Source organism: Alicyclobacillus mali NBRC 102425 (assembly GCF_001570745.1).
GTDB classification, from domain to species: Bacteria; Bacillota; Bacilli; order Alicyclobacillales; family Alicyclobacillaceae; genus Alicyclobacillus; species Alicyclobacillus mali.
Genome location: NZ_BCSG01000006.1, coordinates 66,713 through 87,616, shown reverse-complemented (window position 1 = coordinate 87,616; position 20,904 = coordinate 66,713). Strand labels below are relative to the sequence as shown.

Annotated in this window: 20 protein-coding genes; 9 read left to right on the top strand and 11 right to left on the bottom strand. The window is 61.4% G+C overall.

Annotated elements, in window-relative coordinates:
- Positions 1-6: 6 nt before the first annotated feature.
- Complete coding sequence (gene fmdA, locus AMA01_RS03710; protein ID WP_156468406.1) at positions 7-1,188, bottom strand: formamidase; 1,182 nt, start codon at positions 1,186-1,188, stop codon at positions 7-9.
- Between the two features lie 219 nt (positions 1,189-1,407).
- Between fmdA and AMA01_RS03705 the strand changes: the two genes are divergently transcribed.
- From AMA01_RS03705 to AMA01_RS03690, 4 genes are all read left to right on the top strand, one after another.
- Positions 1,408-3,075, top strand: coding sequence for a purine-cytosine permease family protein (locus AMA01_RS03705; protein WP_067847479.1), 1,668 nt, complete (start codon positions 1,408-1,410; stop codon positions 3,073-3,075).
- A gap of 187 nt (positions 3,076-3,262) precedes the next feature.
- Positions 3,263-3,607: a hypothetical protein gene (locus AMA01_RS03700; RefSeq protein WP_230088336.1), complete on the top strand. Its 345-nt coding sequence runs from the start codon at positions 3,263-3,265 to the stop codon at positions 3,605-3,607.
- A gap of 247 nt (positions 3,608-3,854) precedes the next feature.
- A complete protein-coding gene (locus AMA01_RS03695; RefSeq protein WP_231862807.1) occupies positions 3,855-4,709 on the top strand; it encodes an HD-GYP domain-containing protein in 855 nt (284 codons plus the stop codon).
- Between the two features lie 280 nt (positions 4,710-4,989).
- Complete coding sequence (locus tag AMA01_RS03690) at positions 4,990-7,134, top strand: RNA degradosome polyphosphate kinase (RefSeq protein ID WP_269447880.1); 2,145 nt, start codon at positions 4,990-4,992, stop codon at positions 7,132-7,134.
- On the opposite strand, the gene AMA01_RS03685 is transcribed toward AMA01_RS03690, so the two are convergent.
- Together AMA01_RS03685 and AMA01_RS03680 are read right to left on the bottom strand one after the other, a co-directional pair.
- Positions 7,135-7,650, bottom strand: a complete 516-nt coding sequence (locus AMA01_RS03685; RefSeq protein WP_067847467.1) for a hypothetical protein — start codon at positions 7,648-7,650, stop codon at positions 7,135-7,137. It lies immediately after the preceding gene.
- A 12-nt stretch (positions 7,651-7,662) separates the two neighbouring features.
- Positions 7,663-8,493, bottom strand: a complete 831-nt coding sequence (locus AMA01_RS03680) for an SPFH domain-containing protein (protein WP_067847464.1) — start codon at positions 8,491-8,493, stop codon at positions 7,663-7,665.
- Positions 8,494-8,674: 181 nt separating this feature from the next.
- Between AMA01_RS03680 and AMA01_RS03675 the strand changes: the two genes are divergently transcribed.
- Positions 8,675-9,898: an MFS transporter gene (locus tag AMA01_RS03675; RefSeq protein ID WP_067847461.1), complete on the top strand. Its 1,224-nt coding sequence runs from the start codon at positions 8,675-8,677 to the stop codon at positions 9,896-9,898.
- Between the two features lie 16 nt (positions 9,899-9,914).
- On the opposite strand, the gene AMA01_RS03670 is transcribed toward AMA01_RS03675, so the two are convergent.
- The 3 genes from AMA01_RS03670 to AMA01_RS03660 all read right to left on the bottom strand — a co-directional run bounded on the left by AMA01_RS03670 (position 9,915) and on the right by AMA01_RS03660 (position 12,397).
- Complete coding sequence (locus AMA01_RS03670) at positions 9,915-11,111, bottom strand: hypothetical protein (protein WP_067847458.1); 1,197 nt, start codon at positions 11,109-11,111, stop codon at positions 9,915-9,917.
- A gap of 158 nt (positions 11,112-11,269) precedes the next feature.
- Positions 11,270-11,608, bottom strand: coding sequence for a hypothetical protein (locus tag AMA01_RS03665; RefSeq protein ID WP_067847536.1), 339 nt, complete (start codon positions 11,606-11,608; stop codon positions 11,270-11,272).
- A 114-nt stretch (positions 11,609-11,722) separates the two neighbouring features.
- Positions 11,723-12,397: a spore coat protein gene (locus AMA01_RS03660; protein WP_067847456.1), complete on the bottom strand. Its 675-nt coding sequence runs from the start codon at positions 12,395-12,397 to the stop codon at positions 11,723-11,725.
- 171 nt (positions 12,398-12,568) lie between these two features.
- On the opposite strand from AMA01_RS03660, the gene AMA01_RS03655 reads away from it, so the two are divergent.
- From AMA01_RS03655 to AMA01_RS03645, 3 genes are read left to right on the top strand one after another with little or no spacing between them, the layout of a single operon-like run.
- Complete coding sequence (locus AMA01_RS03655) at positions 12,569-13,369, top strand: DeoR/GlpR family DNA-binding transcription regulator (protein ID WP_067847453.1); 801 nt, start codon at positions 12,569-12,571, stop codon at positions 13,367-13,369.
- On the top strand, positions 13,366-14,355 hold the full coding sequence (gene galT, locus AMA01_RS03650) for a galactose-1-phosphate uridylyltransferase (RefSeq protein WP_067847450.1): 990 nt from the start codon (positions 13,366-13,368) through the stop codon (positions 14,353-14,355). Before AMA01_RS03655 ends, galT begins: the two co-directional genes overlap by 4 nt.
- Positions 14,336-15,553 (top strand): galactokinase, encoded by a 1,218-nt coding sequence (locus tag AMA01_RS03645; RefSeq protein ID WP_067847447.1) that lies wholly within the window; start codon positions 14,336-14,338, stop codon positions 15,551-15,553. The genes galT and AMA01_RS03645 overlap by 20 nt, the downstream gene beginning before the upstream one ends.
- 63 nt (positions 15,554-15,616) lie before the next feature.
- Here the strand turns inward: AMA01_RS03645 and AMA01_RS03640 are convergent, their stop codons facing one another.
- The 3 genes from AMA01_RS03640 to AMA01_RS03630 form a co-directional block, all read right to left on the bottom strand.
- A complete protein-coding gene (locus AMA01_RS03640) occupies positions 15,617-15,889 on the bottom strand; it encodes a GNAT family N-acetyltransferase (RefSeq protein ID WP_067847446.1) in 273 nt (90 codons plus the stop codon).
- A 26-nt stretch (positions 15,890-15,915) separates the two neighbouring features.
- On the bottom strand, positions 15,916-16,872 hold the full coding sequence (locus AMA01_RS03635; protein WP_067847443.1) for a hypothetical protein: 957 nt from the start codon (positions 16,870-16,872) through the stop codon (positions 15,916-15,918).
- A gap of 62 nt (positions 16,873-16,934) precedes the next feature.
- Positions 16,935-17,951 carry an endo-1,4-beta-xylanase gene (locus AMA01_RS03630; protein WP_067847440.1) on the bottom strand — a complete coding sequence of 339 codons (1,017 nt, stop codon included), beginning with the start codon at positions 17,949-17,951 and terminating at the stop codon, positions 16,935-16,937.
- A 166-nt stretch (positions 17,952-18,117) separates the two neighbouring features.
- Between AMA01_RS03630 and AMA01_RS03625 the strand changes: the two genes are divergently transcribed.
- Positions 18,118-18,843 carry a VIT1/CCC1 transporter family protein gene (locus AMA01_RS03625; RefSeq protein ID WP_067847437.1) on the top strand — a complete coding sequence of 242 codons (726 nt, stop codon included), beginning with the start codon at positions 18,118-18,120 and terminating at the stop codon, positions 18,841-18,843.
- 50 nt (positions 18,844-18,893) lie between these two features.
- Here AMA01_RS03625 and AMA01_RS03620 read toward each other — a convergent pair whose 3' ends face one another.
- On the bottom strand, positions 18,894-19,952 hold the full coding sequence (locus AMA01_RS03620) for an NAD(P)-dependent alcohol dehydrogenase (RefSeq protein WP_307188448.1): 1,059 nt from the start codon (positions 19,950-19,952) through the stop codon (positions 18,894-18,896).
- A gap of 78 nt (positions 19,953-20,030) precedes the next feature.
- Positions 20,031-20,861, bottom strand: coding sequence for a mechanosensitive ion channel family protein (locus AMA01_RS03615; protein WP_230088339.1), 831 nt, complete (start codon positions 20,859-20,861; stop codon positions 20,031-20,033).
- Between the last annotated feature and the right edge of the window lie 43 nt (positions 20,862-20,904).

The following is a 20,904-nucleotide window of genomic DNA, read 5'->3' as shown; positions in this document are numbered from 1 at the left end:
GCTGCCTCATCCTTTCGGGCGAATGTCGCGATCGAAGATGGCGGTGGGGATGGCGAGCGTGCAGCAGGCGTTCGGGACGTCCACGATGCCGCTGATGCGTCCTTCGACGGGCGCCACGCCCAGCAACATGTAGGCCTGCTCCGCCGTGTAACCGAAGCGCTGCAGATACTCAATGGCATTGAGACACGCGCGTCGATAGGCCACGTGCGCGTCAAGGTACAGCTGCTCGCCCGTTCGCTCGTCCACCGATACACCCTCAAAAACCAAATATTCCGAAAACCTAGGTTCCATAGGCCCCGGCTCAAACACCGGATTGTGGACAATCCCGTATTTCGCCATGCCGCCTTTGATGACGTCGACGCTCATCTCAATCCAGCCGCTCATCTCGATGGCTCCGCAAAACGTGATCTCGCCATCGCCTTGACAGAAGTGAAGATCGCCGACCGAAAGCTTGGCGCCCTTGACGAACACGGGGAAATAAATTCGGCTCCCCTTCGACAAGTTCTTGATGTCGCAATTGCCACCGTTTTCGCGAGGCGGAACCGTACGAGCGGCTTCCTTCGCGACGCGATCGAACTCGGCGCCTCGCAAGGTGCCGAGCACCGCGCTTCGAGGATCCGGAAGATTGGCGAGCACAGGGACCCGATTCGGATCCTTTGCCACCAGCTGTTGCTCGCGGGCATTCCAGCGGTCCAAAAGTTCCGCCGACGGCGCGACGCCGATGAGGCCCGGGTGAATTAGCGATGGGATTCGGACCCCTGGCACGTGGCGGCTTACTGCGTAAATCCCCTGAAAATCCCATATGGACTTGAACGCCTCAGGGAAGTAGTCGACGAGAAACCCTCCGCCGTTCTCCCGCGCGAAGATACCGTTGAACCCCCATTCCGCGCCCGGGAGCGGACCCATATCCAGCAAGTCCACCACCAGCAGGTCGCCTGGCTCGACCCCATCCACATAGATGGGCCCGCTAAGAACGTGCACTCTGCACAGATCCACATCGCGAATGTCGGATGGATCATCGTTGTTTTGAATCTGACCGTCGGTCCAATCCTTCATCTCAATGCGGAACACATCACCCGGTTTGACGTTCACAACGGCAGGGATGTCTGGATGCCATCGGTTGTGGCCTGGGACATCCTGTTGGTCCATCGGCTTGGTCAGATCGACGTGAAAGAGAACGTTTGACAACCTTACATTCACCCCACTCCTTCGTGATAGTACAGCCCCATTATCACTTGTCGAGCACATCATGTGTCAATGTATCTTACTTAACACAGGCAAATGATAACGTTTACTCTCTGAATTGCGTCACTTTGTATGACAAAAAGGGTTGCTCTAGCCCTCAGGGGCATGATACGGTTCAAAACACAGAGAATTTTGATTTCATAGGAGTTTGGAGGGGTTTCGATGTCCGCACTGCAACCTGAACGTGGGCAGCCCGCGCCCAAGCGCACCTTCAATCGCTGGGTGCAGAATCCGGTCCTTGAGGACTACGCGCTGCGGTACGCCCCAAAGTCGTTTCGCCGGTGGAGCGAATGGACCGTCATGAACTCCGCGCTCGGCGGGATCGCCTACATGGCCGACTTCGCCATCGGTGGCTCCGTCGTCCTCACGTACGGATTCGCGAACGCCGTCACCTCCATCCTGGTCGTTGCCGCGATCATCTTTCTCACAGGTATTCCGATTGCGTACTATTCCGCGAAGTACAACATCGATATGGACCTTCTCACGCGAGGTGCAGGATTTGGATACTATGGGTCCACGCTGACGTCTCTGGTGTACGCGTCGTTCACGTTTATCTATTTTTCACTCGAAGGATCCGTCATGGCCCAGGCGCTCCAGGAATTTTTCCACATCCCGTTGCCCGTCGGCTATTTGATCTGTTCCTTGGTCATCATTCCGCTCGTGATGTTCGGCATGACCGCTCTCTCGAAGTTGCAGGTCGTCACGCAGCCCATCTGGCTCGTGCTGATGCTTGGCCCGTTCGTCGCCATCGCGCTCCGAGACCCGTCGGCCTTCAGCCAGTGGACACACTTCGGCGGCACTTCGGCTTCGGGGAGCCACTTCAGTCCCATCGAGTTCGGACTCGCCGCAGGCGTCACACTGTCCCTCATCGCTCAAATCGGCGAACAAGTAGACTATCTGCGCTTCATGCCCAACCGCACACCACAGAATCGCGGCAAGTGGTGGATGGCAGTCATGCTGGCAGGTCCCGGATGGGTTATCCTGGGTGCCATTAAGCAACTCGGGGGATCTTTATTAGCTTCGTGGATCGCGCCCGCCATGGGGACTAAGGCCGCCGACGAACCCATCAACATGTACACACAGGCGTTCCACGTAGTCATGGGCAGCAGCTATGCAGCGCTTGCGCTTGCAACATTCTTCGTTCTTCTATCGCAAATCAAAATCAACGTAACCAACGCCTACTCCGGATCGCTGTCGTGGTCGAATTTCTTCTCCCGTATCTTCCACACCCATCCAGGGCGTGTGGTGTGGCTGTTTTTGAACGTCGGCATCGCTCTCGGCCTGATGGAAGCCGGCGTCTTCGGCTTCTTGAACACGGTGCTTGGATTCTACTCGAACCTCGCCGTCGCATGGATTGGAGCCGTGGTGTCCGATCTCGTCATTAACAAAGGTTTGCTCAAAATCAGCCCTTCGTACATCGAGTTCAAGCGCGGCCATCTGTACAACTTCAACCCCGTGGGTTTTGGATCAATGATCATCGCGGCGGGTATATCCATCGCAGCGTTTTTCGGCGTTTTCGGCCCAGTGCTTCAGGCATACTCGCCATTCCTCTCGCTCGTGCTCGCATTTGTGCTCGCGCCAGTCATCGCCATCGTCACGCGCGGCAAGTATTACATTGCGCGGGAAAACACCTTTGAGAAGTCGGATCGCCACCATGACGGCAATCACCATTCGGAGTTGCCGGCGGAATTCACCTGCGCTTGCTGCGGGTTTGAGTACGAGAAGATGGATATGCTCTACTGCCCGTTCCACAAAGCACCCATCTGCTCGCTGTGCTGCAGCCTCGAGAGCAAGTGCCACGATCTGTGCAAGGCGGGTCACGTGCACTGAGGCACGTCTTAACGAGCGGCAGCGGTTCCTCCGCTGCCGCTTTTTCACGTGCCCTTGCGAGCCAAGCTCTCCGATGGCGCGATAGGAAAGCGAGAAAAAGCTTGTCTCCGTGGAGCAAATCTTGGCTATACTTAGGCTAAGCCGGATCGATCCCGGACGCGAAGCCCTGAGGGAGGGATGTCGAGTGATGAAGAAGCCGTTTACCGCTGGATCCCTTGCGATTATCTATATCCTGGTGGCCGCCATCATTATCACCGCCTTGATGGTTCACCTGTCCACACATCCAGGCATGGTCCTGACGGTCTTGGCGCTCCTGACCATCCTGCTTCTCGTCTATCGGATGCGAACGACGAGTGGATTCACGCAGACGGTGCACATCGCGCTGATCGTGCTCATTGCGGTTGTGAGCCTGTTCATCATCGGCTTGGGCAACGGCGGCACGCAACTCTGGTTCTCGACGCTGTATGGGGTATTTGACCTGCTGCTCATTTTGGTCGAAGTGGCGTTTCTGTCTTCGCGCGAGTACACCTGAGTGCTCGCGCGCCATTGGCGCCATTGCGTGAAATACGCCAAGTCTTCGCAGCTTCGTCTATTGACGAAATGGCAGGCTCGTCCTTAAGCTTGAGATGTCGCACGTTGTCTACAATTGTCGTGGTCGTGGGACCATCACATCTGTCGCAAAGCGGGTGCAGACGTTGAACTTCGAGAACCAAGGGCTCACACCGTGGCTCCGAATCATGCGAGACGGCGAAGGCTTGGACAGCGCGAGTACGGATAACATGACGATCACGCTGCTCGGATCGCACGACGGCGTGGAACTGATTCGACACGAACTGAAACGGTATGGGTTGATGGGATTTAATCCGCCCGTCGATCAAGACTATTTTGAGGCCATATTCTTGGTTAAGGGCATTCTCCGAGTAACGTGGAACACACGAACTGAACATCTTCGTCCTGGGTCGCTTGTCACTATGGCTCCGGTTCGAGGGCCCGTATGTATCATTGCGATGGACGAGGTGGAATTTCTCTATATCACCTCCACCAGTATATTTGATTCCTACAAACATTGGGTGAATCATTTCCATCGGCTTGCGACCGAAATTGCAGAGAAAGACGGAGACACCGCGTCTCATTGTGAGAGAATCAGGAAATATTCCGTATTGATAGGGTGCGAACTCAACCTGTCCGCGAAAGAATTGCTATCTCTTAGCTGCGGCGCCTTGTTTCATGACATCGGAAAAACTCGGATTCCAGACGAAATTCTTAGGAAACCTGGTAGACTCACTCCTGAAGAATTTGATATCATGAAGATGCATACAATTTACGGGCGTGACATGATGAATTCTCCGGAACATCCTTTTTTGCACGTGGGAAGCGTAGTTGCGGAGCAACATCATGAACGGTATGACGGAAGCGGGTATCCTCATGGGCTCAAACAGGACGAAATTAGTTTGCCGGCTGCTATCGTTGCCGTTGTGGACAGCTATGATGCGATGACATCGCACCGTCCATACCAACTTCCGAAGTCTAAGCGGGAGGCCATTGACGAAATACGCGCCTTTCGAGGTCAATTGTACGACCCACGCGTCGTTGACGCGTTTCTAAAGGTCGTAGATATTTTTGAAAAAGATTAGGAGGGACGCTTCATGAGGAGATTGAAGCAACTTTTTATGGCCACTATGGCTTTAGGTGTGCTGTTCGTGGCGTCTCCTGCGGCCGCAAGTGCTAGTGTAACGCACACTGGGGTTACTGCGAGTGTTGTTGTACAGGATCCCTGGCCTGTATCGTGAGTTCCGTTGCAGCACGCCCTCTCGCGGGCGTGCTTTTTCATTTCCCCATTGCATTTCCCCGCCCTTTGCCGTCACAATACATCCACAACCAACTTTCGGACCAACCCACACCACACCCACAAGGATGGGAACCACGATGACCCTGGACCATCACGCCCATTTCATCAATCGAGAAGTGAGCTGGCTTCTGTTTAATGAGCGCGTGGCGTTTGAGGCGGCACGCGGCGACAACCCGCTGTTCGAACGGCTCCGCTTTCTCGCCATCTGCGCGTCCAATCTGGACGAATTCTTCATGGTGCGCGTGGCCGGACTGAAGGACCAATTGAAGCTCGGCGTCGGACGCCCCGACAACAAGACCGGCATGACCGCCGCTCAGCAGCTGGCCGAAGTGGCCAACCGGGCGCACGCACACGTGAACCATCTGTATCGCCTGTGGAACAAGACCCTGCTCCCCGCGCTCCGCAAAGAGAACATCGACTTCGTCCAACCGAGCCAACTGACCCAAGCGCAGCGCGCACATCTTGAGGAGTACTACCATCACCATGTTTTTCCGGTGCTGACGCCGCTCGCGGTCGATGCGAGCCACCCGTTTCCGCTTCTCGCGAATCGCTCGCTGAACATCGCGGTCCTCTTGGAGCCCATCGCCGTCCGCCTGCCCCACGAATCGCCGCTGTTTGCCGTCGTTCAGGTGCCGAGCGTCCTGCCGCGGTACCTCGAGCTGCCCACGGGCGGCCGCAAGCGGGTGTTCGTACCGCTCGAGGCCGTGATCGAGATGTTCATCGACACGCTGTTCCCTGGCCACACCGTGCTTGAGCACGCGTGCTTTCGCATCACGCGCAACGCCGACATCACGGTGGACGAGGAGAGCGCGGAAGATCTGCTCGAGGAGATCGAGCGCGAGGTCAAGAAGCGCAACCGCGGCGCGGCGGTTCGGCTCGAAGTCCAAAGTTCCATGTCGTCCGAGCTCGTCGAAACCCTACGGGATTGGCTTGAACTCGAGGCGGACGACATCTATTCCATCGACGGTCCGCTGGATCTCACGTTTCTCATGCGCTTCTCCGCAATGGCCGAGTACGCTCATCTGCGCTTCCCGCCCATCTCGCCGCAGGTGCCGCCCGACTTCATCGGGGAGAACGGATTGTTCGAGGCCATTGCCAAGCGCGACATCCTGCTGTTTCATCCGTACGAATCGTTCGATCCCGTCGTTCACTTCATCCATCTCGCTGCGAACGATCCGCAGGTCCTCGCCATCAAGCAGACGCTGTATCGCGTGAGCGGCAATTCGCCCATCGTCCACGCGCTCGCGCGAGCGGCGGAAAACGGCAAGCAGGTGACGGTCCTGGTGGAGCTCAAGGCCCGGTTTGACGAGGAGAACAACATTGTCTGGGCGAAGAAGCTGGAGGAAGCCGGCTGCCACGTAATCTACGGCCTCGTGGGGCTCAAGACGCACAGCAAGATCGCGCTTGTCGTGCGTCGCGAAGGCGAGCGGATCGTCCGCTACGTCCACCTCAGCACCGGAAACTACAACGACAACACCGCGCGCCTGTACACCGATCTCGGCATGTTCACCGCGCGCGAAGAATTCGGCGAGGACGCGTCGCTCTTTTTCAACCACCTCACGGGCTTTGCCGATCCGCCCGCGTGGCGGCGCATCGCGACGGCTCCGCACGGCCTGAAGGACGCGTTTCTCAAGCTCATCCAGCGCGAGGTCGATCACGCCCGCGCCGGGCGGCCCGCGCGCATGATCGCCAAGATGAACGCGCTGACCGACAAGGATCTCATCCTCGCCCTGTTCGAAGCGTCACAGGCGGGCGTCGAGATCGATCTCCTGGTGCGCGGAATTTGCTGCCTGCGCCCCGGCATCCCGAACGTGAGCGATCGCATCCGCGTGTCGAGCATCGTCGGGCGCTTTCTCGAGCACAGCCGCATCTACTACTTCCTGAACGGGGGCGAGGAAGAGTACTATCTCGCGAGCGCCGACTGGATGACGCGCAACATGGTCAGCCGCGTCGAGATCCTGTTTCCGGTGCTGCAGGACAATCTCAAGCAGCGCCTCAAGCACATTCTCGACGTGCAACTTCGGGACAACGTGAACCGCTGGATCCTCGCGGCCAGCGGCCAGTATGAGAAAGTCGAACCCAAGCCCGACGAACCCAAGGTGGCGTCGCAAATGCAGTTCTATCTCGAAGCGTGCGGCGCGGCGGACGAGACGGCGAAGGCGATTGCGGAGTCTATGATCCCGCGGACGCCCCCGCGCCTCCTGCCGTAATCAGGGGTGAATCAGCGCGTGCCACCGCTCGTTCCGCGCCCGAAGCTTCTGCTCGACCTCACCGATGGTCTCGGGCGAGAGCGCCTGCATCTTCTCGGCGATCTCGCCGTCCATCCGAGCGAGCTCATTGAGCAGTCCTTCGTGCTCCGCTCGGCCGTGAAACACGTACTCGTCCGGCGGCACCGGCGCCGACAGCGCGAGGGTCCGCACCGATTCCACCCGCCGGATGTAGGCTTCAAGCTCCTTCACAGCCGCGAGCGCCTCGAGGTTCGGAAACGGATCCTCGCGCGTGGGCTGCGGAAGCCGCTTGCGGAGCGACGCCAACTCCTCCCGCAGCTGCGCCAGGTACGCGCCAAACGCCCGGTCCATCGCATTGTGAAACGCAACCATCCGCTCGCGAAGGCGAAAGCGTGGATCGCGCATGTTCACGAACCAGGCGTTCATCCATCCCGTGAGGATCTGGTTGACCGGCGTGCCTGGCGACACCGCAATGCCATACCGCATCAGGTCGCTCATCGCAACGCCTCCTCAGTGCTTGCTCTCCACCTGCATGATGCGGTCGGCCGCGACCTGCGGATTTCCGATGAAGAACGGCTCGCCAATGGCCATGTTCGGCGCGGAAATGACGCCCTTTTGCGCCATGATCATCGCCGTGTAATACCGAACCGCGTCGATCTCCGACAGCCCGAACGCGCGCAGCGCAATCAGCTCCTTCATGCGCTCATCGCGCGGATACACGAGCGCCTTCACGTCGTTCAGGGTGAGCCCGTACACCGACAGGAACTCCTGAAGGTGTTCCTTCACGAGTTCCAAAATTTCAGGCATGCGTTCATTGACGCGCTCCAATTCGGTCAGCTGCACGATCTTGTTGATGGACTGCTCGATGACCGGCCCCGCGTACCAGTTGACCTCCTTCATGCTCACGTAATGGCCTGACATCGGCATGTGCTGCACAAGCTTCAGGGCGTCCTCCTTGGTGTCCACGTGGACGTAACAGCTCACGTGGTAGCCCATCTCGGCCATCTCCTTTGAATAGGCCACGCCCGACACCTCGAGGATGAGCTTCGCCCGGTTAATGTATATCACCTCGTACTGCCACGGGCTCTGGCCCCCGAAGAACGCCTGCTGGAACGCGCCGATGATGGGGCGATCCGGCGTCTGAATGACGTACTGCCCTGTCTCGTACACGTTCAAAATGGCGCCACGGGACTTCAACACCGCGAAATGATTCGACTCCACCGTGAGGAGAGAGCCATTGAGAATGCTGTTGTCCGGGTAGTGGTAGACCAACACGTCCGGACCCATGATCTCCTTGCCGTCGTTGCTAAGCGTGCTGATGACTTGGCGAATCTGCGGCATCGGGCGTCCTCCCTCGCAAGCGCGATTTCCATCCAACGTTTTCAGCAAAATTCCTAATCATGTTAGCTTCATGATACCGATTCGCGCTTGAATTGGGAACCATATTTCGAGAAGCCGAAATTCGTTGCCCCGCGCCATTGAGATAGCGGTAAGATAAAAAGAAAAACGTTGGTGATGGCAGATGGAATTTTGGCAACGAAACCTCGTGGTCCTGTGGATTGGGACGCTGCTCACGTCCGCGAGCTACTCCATGGTCATCCCGTTCCTCCCGCTGTTTCTGCTCAAGATCGGGGTGCACCAACACACAGACATCTGGTCCGGCGCACTCTACAGCGCGGCGTTCGTCGCCGGCGCCATCGCGGCGCCCTACTGGGGCTCGCTCGGGGATCGGTACGGACAGAAGCCGATGATCGTCCGGGCGGGCTTTGTGTTGTTCGTGATCTACGGCCTCACGGCCTTTGTGCAACATCCGTGGGAACTTCTCGTCCTGCGCACACTGCAGGGGCTCCTGTCGGGGTACATCCCGGGCTCCGTGGCGCTCGTGGGGAGCAACACACCCGAGGACAAGGTGGGTTACGCGCTGTCGACCATCTCCGCCGCGAGTTCGGCGGGCGGCATTGTCGGGCCGCTGCTCGGCGGCACCATCGCGCGCCTGTTCGGGAACCGCGTGGCGTTTGGCAGCGCTTCCGTGCTCGTGCTCATCTCCACCCTGCTCGCCCTCATCTTCGTGCGAGAGATGAACAAGAAACGCGCCACGTCCCGGCCCTCGGTGCTTGGCGCCATTGGCGGAGCGCTTCACAACAAGCCCCTTGTCACGGCCTTATCGCTCAATATGGTCGTCTCGTTCTCCATCATGACCATTGAGCCGGTCTTGACCCTGTATATCGCCGAGATCGATCCGTCCGCCAGCGCGAAGAACGCCTCGTTTCTCGCGGGGCTCGTGTTTTCGCTCGCCGGGATCGCGAGCGTGGTGTTCGCACCGCTCTGGGGTAAATACGCGGACCGCATCGGCTTCGCGAAAGTTCTCACCATTGGGCTCGCGGGCGGCGCCGTGTGGACCTTCATGCAGATCCCGTTTCACAACGTGATTGCCTTCGCGGCGGTCCGCTTCGTGTACGGCGCGTTCTTCTGCGCGGTCTACCCGGCCATCAACGGGCTCATCGTGCGCTCGACCGAATCCACGTTCCGCGGCCGCGCCTTCGGACTGAATCAGACGGCCAACCAGATTGGCAACACGGTCGGGCCGCTGGTGGGCGGCGCCATCGCGGACGCGACGAGCATCCACGGCGTTTTCTGGGTGACCGGCGCGCTGCTCGCCAGCGTCACCGCGGGCGCGTACGCACTCATGCGCCACCCAAGCCTTTTGCCGCAAAGCGAGCAGGCGCCGCACACGCCGGCTCCGTAACTGACGAGCCGCGCCGTCACGCCTCTTCCTGGCCCGTGGGCGCCGCCTCGTCGCCCGCGTGCCTGCGGGCAATCTGAAGCGCCTGCAGCACCGTGTCCATGTCCTTCTTCAGCGCCTCGCACTGGCGCTTCCAGCGGTCGATTTCGGCGCGGGCGCGATCGTAGCGCGTGTTGGCGGAATCGAGCAGCGCCTCGAGTTCGATGCAGCGCTGGCGGAGATCGGCGAGTTCGCGCGCCTCCTCCCCGGACTCGTCGACGATCTCGACCTGCTCCAGGTAGCGGATCAGCGCCCGCTTCGTGATCCGCTCGCGCCGCGCGCCGCCGTGCGCCGACTCGCTGAGCGCATCGACAATTTCGCCCGCGCCTTCGGAGGCCGGTGTCGCGGATCGGCCGACCGCCTCATCGCTCGCCTCCGTCACCTTGGCCGCCATGCGCGTGCGCTTGAGCCCGGCGAGCGTTCGGTGCAACGTGGCGGTGGTCCAATCCTGCGCGGCAGATTCCTGCTTCTCGTCACCGGGCTGCTCGTCGCGTTTGTCCTCGATGCGGGAAAGCACGGCGCGGCGCCGCTTTTTCCACGCCTGTTGCAGGCGCGACTTGGTCTCCGAGACGCGTCGGGACCACGTGCCGAAGTTGGAACCAAACAGTTTGCCGAGCGCACTTGCCTCGGCAGGCCGCTCCTCCACCACGTCTTCGAGCGCAAATTCGCCGCGCCGAATGGCGCCGACGAGCGCGTACAGGCACGCCTCGTGGTAGGGGCCGGCGAGATCGAAATGGCGGCACTCCTCGCAGACAAACTGCCCAAGCTTTTCGAGAAATTCATCCGTCAAGTGCGCCGTTCGCGGAACGTGGTAGTAGACGCCGTCGTCGCGATCGTCCACCTCCAGCATGCGGCGGCTGCCGAGGCGCAGCGCTGCCAATTCCGCAGCGGCCACGTTGACGACGGGGCCCTCGGTGTCCTCGATGACGAGGTCCACGCGTCCGTGCGCCTGCTTCTTATCTCGGAGCGCCTGATAGATGTGCATGAGGAGCACGTCCTCCGCCTCTTCCTCGGTATCCGGCCAATCCTTGAGAATGAAGCTGTCCGGATCCCGCTTGGCCTCGATGAACTCGCGAGCCTCCTGCACAGTCACTTCATTGCCATAATATGTATCATAGAGTGTGATACCGTAACGAGCGGCGACCTCGAGTGCGTCCATGCCTTTGAGCGTCTTCACAAACGTCCCCTCGCAATGGCCCGAAGCGTTGCCTCGGTTTCTACATGTTTCGATCCTATCGGATTCTCCTCGACAGATAAAGCGGTCGGGCCTGCGATTTTTTGGCGATGAAAAAAGCCCTGAAGCCAGGGCCTCGCGGCAAGCTTTCCTGCGCGGCGTCAGGCGGTTTGATGCGCCGCGCGCAGCGCCCGAAGCAATTTCATCCGACAGTCGGGCTCAAGCCAAGGGACTTCGTCCATCACGAGGGACACGACCTGCATCTCTTCCTCGCAAGCGAAGAGCTTCCCCTCGATCCGGCCATCGTCTCGCACGTGGCGAAACCACACGTACCAGCGCCCATCGCGCGCGATGACGCCGACGACGGGGTCCCGCGCCCAGATGACCTCCCCTTCGCTCAGCAATTCGTCGATGGACTGCTCAAAGTGGTTGTCTGCGCGGTCGAGAATGTCCTGCCTGCCGAAGCAGTACGCCACCATCTGATCCACGGTTGTCAGCATCTCGATCGACTCCTTGCACGAGAGATCTGGAAGGTAAAGGTCTCCGAAGACCAGCATACGCGCGATTTCTCGAATCATGATTGAAAGCAGGCGGCCCCGCGCGGGCCGCCATACTCACTGAACGTTCGGCGCCTGCGGCATGCCGGGCTGCGCCATTTGGCCTGGCATCTGGTACGAGTCGATCATCGTCTGCGTCGTGTTCTTCTGCAGCGTCGCGACCTGGTAGTCTCCCTTTTGATTCATGTAGGCGAACAGATCGTACGCCATGCGATCGCACAGGCTGGCGCTCGTCATGAGGAACGTGCGGAACTGCGGGCTGGCGCACTCCAGCGCGAACATGGTGCACATCATCGCGCCGAACTTATGCAGGTTGAGGGCGACGGCGCAGATAGCGCGATCGGACGGCGCCTGCGCCTGCAGATTGGGCGCGGGATAGGTGGGATGACGAAGCCCGAGCTTCGGTTGCGTGTGCATCGAAGTCTGGTAGCCCTGTCCGCCCATTGGGCTGTTGGTCTGCAGGACGCGCACGCCCTCCACATAGTGTTGCTCCATGGCCTGGGCCTGGCGCTCGAGAAGCTGGCGCACCTGCGGATCCTGCGCGTGATGCGCGAGGAAGTTCAGGACCTCGGCGTTCGCGGACGTGGCCTGCAAAACCTCGTTCATCCCGATGATCTCGTGCGCGCCGAAGGGCGCGTTGGGCGCGTTCTGGCCCTGCCCCTGCGATCCCGCCTGCGCGTTTGGCATCATGTTGCCCTGCATGTGGGGCTGCATGTTTGGCTGCTGCTGCATGATTCGACCTCCTAAGGTGTGTGGTGTCGTCGGCCTTAGGATGCACAGGAACCGCAGCCGTATGTACCACAACCGTGGAAAGATACGCCGGATCGTCACGAAATATCATATGATGAAAGCAAAGAGACTATGTTATGATAAAGTTTGATCAAAGGGCGCGAGGTGAGAACGGTGTATCCGAAGGAGCGGCAGCGCGTGCTTCTGGAACTGCTCGCGCAGCACGGCTTCGCGTCATACCGCCAGTTGGCGGAGAAGCTCGGCGTGTCCGAGATCACGGTCCGCCGCGACATGAAAGCGCTCGAGGCGCAGGGCCTCGTCGAGACCGCGTTTGGCGGCGGCCAGGTGACCCGCGCGGCCCGCGAGCTGCCCTACACCGACAAGCGCATTCTCCAGATTCCAGAGAAGATGGCCATCGCCAAGGCAGCGCTTCGGCAGATTGAATCGGGCATGACCATCGCCATCGCCGCGGGCACCACCACGTGGGTCCTGGCGCAACACATCGCGGGTTTTCAGAACCTGACGTTTCTCACCAATTCGGTCAACGTCGCGTCGGAGTTGAGCAAGAACGGCTACAGCGACATCTTCCTCACAGGTGGCCAATTTCGCACGCCGAGCGATGCCCTCGTGGGCCCCGTGGCCGAGCAGATGATCCGCCAGTTCCGCGCCGACATTCTGTTTGTCGGCGCGAGCGGCCTGCACGTCGATCACGGCGTGTCGACGCCCAACGTGCTCGAAGCCTCCATCAACCGGGCGATGATGGAACGCGCCGCACGCGTGGTGGTGCTCGCCGACCACACCAAGTGGGGTGTGGAATCACTCATGAGTTTCGCGAAACTCAGCGAAATTGATGCGCTCATCACGGACCGGCGGCCGGGCGACGCGGAGGCAGCCGCCCTGGCGGAATGCGACGTGGATCTCATGATTGCCAGTGCACCGAACATCGAACCATCCAGACGAGGTGATGCCCAATGACCGAGCTCCGATACAATCCTCTGTTGCGCGACTGGACGATGGTCGCGTCCAATCGCCACAAGCGCCCGAATCTGCCGAAAGATAACTGCCCATTTTGTCCTGGCTCGGGCAAGGTGCCGGACGACTACGACGTCCTGGCGTATGACAACGACTTTCCTGCGCTCTCTCCCAACCCGCCGCAGCCGGACGACGTGGCGACCGAGCTTTATCGCGTTGAACCCGCTTACGGAAAATGCGAAGTCATTTTATACTCAAAGGAGCACACCACGACGCTGCCCGAACTGCCGCTGGCGCACATTCGCAAACTGGTAGATTTGTGGACCGAACGCTTTCGGGATCTGGCCTCGAATCCACGTCACCAATATGTACTCATCTTCGAAAATCGCGGCCCAGAGGTCGGCGTGACCATGCCTCACCCGCACGGTCAGATCTACGCCTACCCGTACGTGCCGCAGAAGCTCAGGGTCGAGATGGAGTCGTTTGCGGCACACCGGGAGGAGACAGGCCGCTGCCTGATGTGCGACATCAACCGCGAAGAGGTCGCGTTTGGAAAGCGGATGCTGGAGGAAACCAAGCACTTTTACGCGTATATCCCGTTCTTCACGGACTACCCGTATGGCGCGTTCATCGCTTCCAAGCGGCACGTCGGCAGCCTGCTGGAGTTCACGGACGACGAGCGGACGGATCTCGCCCGCATCCTGAAGCGCGTCACGAGCGGCATGGATGCGCTGTTTGACCGCGAGTTTCCGTATATGATGGTGCTCCACCAGAGCCCCGTGAATCAGGCGGAGCCCGTGGACTTTCACTTTCACATTGAGTTTTACCCGCCGCTCCAGACCGCCACGCGCCTGAAGTACCTCGCGTCGTCGGAGACGGGGGCCTGGGCGCCGTGTAACCCCATGGCTGTCGAGGCGACCGCGCCCCAATTGCGGGAAGCCATTCAGAAGCGAAAGGAAGCGAACCGACATGTCGATCCCCTGGCCTAACCTGTTGGACCACATCCTCGCCTTTTCGCCCGGCGACACGGGCGAACTGCGGGCGTACTTCGCGCCGGGGCGAGTCAATCTCATTGGAGAGCACACCGACTACAACGGAGGCTACGTGCTGCCTGCCGCGCTCACGATGGGCACGTGGCTCGTGGTACGCCCTCGCGCCGACCGCCGCTTGCGGTTCGCGACGACCTTTTCCCATCACGTCGTCGAGGTGGACGCGGACGACGTGCAGTTCCGCCCGGAGCAGGACTTCGCCAACTACCCGCTCGGCGTGATCGATGTGCTCGGCCGCCGAGGCGTCGAGGCACCAGGGATGGACCTGTTCTTTTTCGGCAATCTCCCGATTGGCGCTGGCCTGTCCTCGAGTGCATCCGTCGAGGTGGTGACCGCGTTCGCCATCAACGATCTGACGGGCGCTGGGCTGGACTGCGAATCCCTCGCCGTGATCGCGCAACAGGCGGAAAACGAATTTGTCGGCGTCAACTGCGGCGTGATGGACCAGTTTTCCGTCGCCATGGGCAAGAAGGACATGGCGCTGTCGCTGAACTGCCTCACCCTCGCGTACGAGCTGGTTCCCGTGCATTCGGAGGGGTATCGCCTGGTCATCGCCAACAGCAACGCACCGCGGAAGCTCGCGGGATCGAAATACAACGAGCGGCGGGCGGAATGCGAGGCGGCGCTCGCCGTGGTAAAACGCCGATTTCCGGACGTTCAGGCGCTCGCGGAAATCGAGCCGAGCCAGTGGTCTGAGGTGGAGGCGCTCTTGCGTACGGAGGGCGCGCCGGGATTCGAAGCGGAGGTCGTCGTGCGCCGGGCGCGGCACGTCATCATGGAGAGCCACCGGGCGCGGGAGGCCGCGCGGCTCTTGGCGGATGGGAACATCGAGGCGTTCGGGGAACTCATGAACGCGTCGCACCGATCGCTCCGCGACGACTACGAAGTGACCGGCGAAGCGCTGGACGCCCTCGTCGAAGCGGCGTGGAGCGCGGAGGGCTGCATCGGATCGCGCATGACGGGCGCGGGCTTCGGCGGCTGCACGGTGAGCCTGGTTCGCGACGATGCGGTGGAGGCGTTCACAAACCACGTCCAAGCCGCGTACCAACGGGCGACGGGCCGCAGTCCCTCGTTCTACGTCACCGACATCGGCGACGGCGTGCACGCGCTTCCCGCGCTGGACGCGGTGGTGCGTTGACTGCGGAGGCTCCCCCTCCCTCCTGCCGGGAGGGGGTTGGCTCCCTGGACGCCCGGTGCGCCATCAGGCCTGGACGTCGGCGTAGTCCGGCCTCCGTCGAAAGCGCAGCACGGCGTACGAACACACGGGAAACAGCTTCACGCCCCGCTCTCGGGCCATCGCCACCAACTCATCGACGAGCTTGGCGGCAAGCCCCTGCCCCTGATAGGCCGGATCGACAACCGTGTGGTCAATGGTCCACACGCCATCTCCTCGGTCCGTACAGCTGATATAGCCAATCCGTTCCCCATCGTCGTTCCGAAGCTCGACGCCGCGTTCCACGCGCACGAATTGCATCGCTCTCGCCCTTTCCCCGGATGACATCACGTTCCGTTTTGCAGCGATCCGCCAGCGGTTTCGTTGCTGGACTGCGTCGCGTTGCCCCCGCTTGTACCGCTCTCGGTCGAATTTCCTGGCCCTGGCGAAGGCCACCCGGCCGGATGCAGCCCTTGCGGCAGCGGCTGTGAAAGGTGCAGGTAGCTCGTCTTCATGGTCCAGTCCATCCGCCAGGTCATGCTTCGCACGGCGCTCGCGGCTTTGTCCCCCAGCGCGTGCGCGACAACAGACGCCGGCACACCGATGACCGCCGCGACGGTCGCAGACTGAAGCTGCGGCACCGCGGAAGCGCGAGAGATGGCAAAGTGGCCATATACCGTGGTGTGCGCGAGCAGCGCCTGAAGGTCCGATTTTGACATCCCCCGGCCGCCGAAGAGCGCGGAGCCGACGACGCCCGCGACCCACGGACCGAAGGTCGCTTGTGCGGATGCCGCGCTCATGACCGCCACGACCTCGTCTTCGCTCCCGCCTTGCGACGCCAAGCGCGGCGACGTCCACGCGCCCAAGACCGGATTCCACAGTGCGGGCGATGATGGGGTGCTCACCCAGCCGCCCTGCTCCTTTTCGTACGCCGCGCCTCCGAACCAGAACACGCTCGCATTCCCGGTGGAGCCGGCGCACGTGTACGACTCGGCCTGTTTCCCGTTTACCTGCCACACGTCGTCCTCCGCCCGAAAGAGCGCCAACTGGCCGTCGCGCGCAAGCTTCTGGGCGAGCTGGGTCCAGGCTGGCGACCGCGCATACGCGGCTTGCCAGGCCACCGACAGGCTCACCTCGGCGGAGGACTGCGTCTGGCGATACGGCGCCTGCCGCCACGCTTGAATAGCCTGCTGGAGCTCGGGCCCGGGCGGACTAGACGCGTACATGACAGCCGGTGACGCTGCCACCAAGAGCCCCGCCAAGCCCGCCCACGGCATAGCGCCCAACCATTGCCGCAGGGACATCGAGATCCCTCGCCTTCGCCTTGTTGGGCACATTCTACCACGCATGCGCGCCCCCGGAAAGCTCAGGTTCGAGCGAGGCGCATCACCCGCCAGAGCGCCTCCTTCGGACGGTGATGGATATCGAAGAGAAGCGGCCAGTCCTTCCTTCCCTTGACGGGGAAGTCGTCTCGCCACGTCGAGTCGTCCGCCACGCCCCAGAGAGTCACGTTGTCGATGGCGTCCCGATGCTTGAGGAAGAGCGCAAACAGCGCCTCGTAGCGCACCGCGAGCCGCTCGGCCAGCTCATCGTCGTATGGCCGCGCAGGCGCCTGCGGTCGATCCGGCTCGTGCACCCACGGGTACACGCTGACATCGAGCTCCGTGACGTGCAGCCGGAGGCCGAGCGCCTGATACCGCTCGATGGCCTCCTCCATCTCCTCAATGGGCGGATCGTCCAGCGAGACGTGCATCTGCAGCCCCACGCCATGAATGGGCACGCCGCGGTCCAGCAGGTGCTCTAGCAGCCGGAGGATGCGGTCTCGCTTAAAAGGCTTCGTCTCATTGTAGTCGTTGTAAAAGAGCAGCGCGTCGGGATCCGCTTGGTGCGCCACGCGAAACGCTTTCTCGATGTAATCGTCGCCGAGCGCCTGCCGCCATGGGCTTGGGCGAAGCCAGCCGTCCCCCTGGTCGATCACGGCCTCGTTCACCACGTCCCAGCACCCGACATCGCCACGGTAGTGCCCGACGACCTCAGCGATGTGCGCCTCGAGCCTCCCTTCGACGAGCTTCGCGGGCGCGGATTGGCCGAGCGCGTCCCGGAACACCCACCCGGGCGTCTGATTGTGCCAAACGAGTGTGTGGCCGCGCACGAACATGCCGTGATCGCGGGCGAATAAAACGATTTGGTCGGCGGCCGAAAAGGAATACGTGTCTTCGGCCGGGTGAATGCGCTCCCACTTCATCTCGTTCTCCGGCGTGATACTGCTGAAGTGACCCTCAAGGAGATGGGCGTGCGTGTGAACCGTCGCGGCGTTGACCGCGGCGCCCACGCGAAAATGCGGCGCATACGCTTGGCGCAACGATGGCACTCGATCCGTCATGGCATTTCCTCCTCGGACATTCCTTGTCCTAATGGATGCAATAAGGCGATGCTAACTCGCACATTTAGAGTTGACTTATTTTACCAACCGCGATTATCATGAGGTTGTGAAGCAATGTGACTCGCCCACGGGCGGTCAAATCCTTGCAGAACTGAGGACGATACCTATGAGCACTCTTTCACCATCCGCCAAACTCGACGAACTCATGGGCCGAGAGCAGCGAAAGACGCCGGGCTGGATTGGCGATGCCATCTACGGCGTGAACGACGGCCTCGGCGCCATCTTCGGCATCATCACCGGCGTCGCTGGTTACACTGGCAACAATCACACCATCCTCGTCTCAGGCTTTTTCGGCGCCTTGGCGAGCACGCTGTCCATGGCGGCGGGCGCATGGCTCGCGACGAGATCGGAAAACGAGCTCTTGGACAAAGCGTTTCACGAGGCGAAGCGGGATATCGAACAGAATCGGGATCGCGAGGTCCAGATTCTCTCGCTCATCTACGAGACCCGCGGGTTCGAGCCGCACGAGGCGAAGGAAATCGCGGAGCGCATCGCAAAGGACGACGAGCTGTTCCTGCAGACCATGGCGCAAGAAAAGCACGGCATCCACGAGGCGAGCCGCGGGAACGCCTGGGGTGCGGCCTTCTACGGCGGCCTGTCGACCTTCATCGGCGGTGTGGTCCCGCTCATCCCGTTCTTCTTCATGCACGGACTTGCAGCCATCCTCACCGCGGCGGCGGTCAGCCTCGCCGCGCACTTCGTCGTCGGTGCGCTGAAGAGCCTCGTCACTGTTCGCTCCTGGTGGTCGAGCGGCATCGAGATGACCATCGCGGGCGTCATCGTCGGCGTGGTCTCGTACCTGCTCGGTCTCGCAGGCAGCCACGTGCTGTAGGCGCCGATGGCACAGCGGGCGATCGCGACGAACGCCGCGATCGCCCTTTTTCACGCCTGTGGGTAGACGACGACCTTGATGCTCTCGCTCTTGTGCGTCCTCGCTCGCTCGAGCGCATCCCCGGCCTCCGCCAGCGGGAAGGTGTCGGTGATGAGGTGCCACACGTCGACTTCGCGCATGAGTTGAATGCCTGCGGGATACGTGTTGGCATATCGGAACACGCCCGCAATCTCGATCTCGCCGTCCGTGATCTGCGTCAAGTCGAGCTCTCGGAGCGGCGCCTGGGACAGCCCGACGATGACAAGCCGCCCGCCGCGGCGCAGTGCCGGCAGAAGGGACGCCACTGCGTTTGGATGACCGGCCGTCTCGATGGCGACATCGACGCCTTCGGGGAACCGCTCGTGAACCGCATCCGCGATGGTACCCTGCTTCGCCTGCACCGCCTCCGTGGCCCCAAGCTGGAGCGCGAGCTGAAGCCGCGTTTCCACCGTGTCGCTGACCACCACATCGCCCGCGCCGAGCCTGCGCGCCGCGACCACGGTCAAGAGTCCCACGGGCCCCATCCCCGCGATGGCGACGCGATCCCCTGGGCGCATGCCGGATCGACGGATGGCGTGTAGCGCCACCGAGAACGGCTCGACCATCGCCGCCTGTTCGTACGACATGTCGTCCGGGATAGGATGGACGAAGTCCGCGCGATGGGCGATGTACTGCGCAAACGCGCCGTCGACGGGCGGCGTCGCGAGGAAGCGGACGTGTGGGCACAGGTTGTACCGCCCCGATTTGCAGGCCTCGCACCGCCCGCAAGTCACACCCGGCTCGATCGCCACGCGCTGCCCCGGTCGCAAATGCTTCACGTTCGCGCCGACGGCCACGACGACGCCGCTCGCCTCGTGGCCCAGAATGAGCGGGCCGTCGACCACGTACCGCCCGATCCGGCCGTGTTCGTAGTAGTGCACGTCGGAGCCGCAGACCCCGACCGCCTCCACCCGAATCAACGCCTCGTCAAGCGAGGGTTCGGGCACCGGAACCTCGCGTACCTCCACCTGGCGCGAGCCAACGAGGTAGGCCGCTTTCATCAACTTGGGTAGGGCGCTTGAGCCCGCCACCGGAATTCCCCTTCCTGATACGTCCTCCGCGCTTCAATTCTAGTATACATAGGGACGTCAAGAGCGCAGCGCCGACGCTTAACACTGCGCTCGAAATGCCGCGATAGCCTTGCGGATCACCTCTAGGTCGAGATCGGCCGGAATCTCCACCTGTACGGTGTAGGTATCGTTGCCAAACTCCCGGATGGCCAGTGTCGCCTGCCCTCCGGTCATCTCGCTCATCTTCGCCTCGAAATCTCGAAACGAAATGGCGTACGGCAGCGGGACCGTGCACAGCTTGTTGCCTTCGCGCGCGCCCACCGTGATGGCAGAACTCACGACCGACGCATTGGGCAACACCCGGCGCACGCCGCCTTCTTCGAGTATCGTGTGATACCAGTTCACATCCACGACGGTCCCGCTGTACTCCACGCCGCCGAAGAGGTATGTGCGGAAGCTGACGTACTCCCCGAGTTGAAACGGCCGCACGGCGAAGAGCACGAGGCCCGCGATGAGATTCGCGAGCGTCGACTGCGCGCCAACGCCGACAATGACGCCCGTCACCGCGCCGCCGACGAGGATGCTGCCCACCTTCACCTGCAGCAGATTGAGGCCAATCACGAGCACAAATGCGTAACCCACCGCGCTCAGCGCCCGGTTGACCACGCTCAGCACGCGGATGTCCGCGCTCGGATGCCGAGCCGCCATGTCGTTGACCGTGCGGCGGAGCTGGTTGACGACCAGAGCGCCCACGACAAACCAGACAAGCGCGATGCCCCACTCGATAATCTGCCGATCGAAGGAAGGCAGCGATTGCAGCCGCTCCGACTCGCGCCCGAGGTACGCAGCTACCGCGAGCGCCACCAAAAGGAGCAGGTACATCGTGAACCGCCGCCACCCGGCGGACCTACGGTGGAACCCTTCGGTCAATGGAGCCACCTCGATTTCAAGACTCGAGAAAGGCCACAGCGGA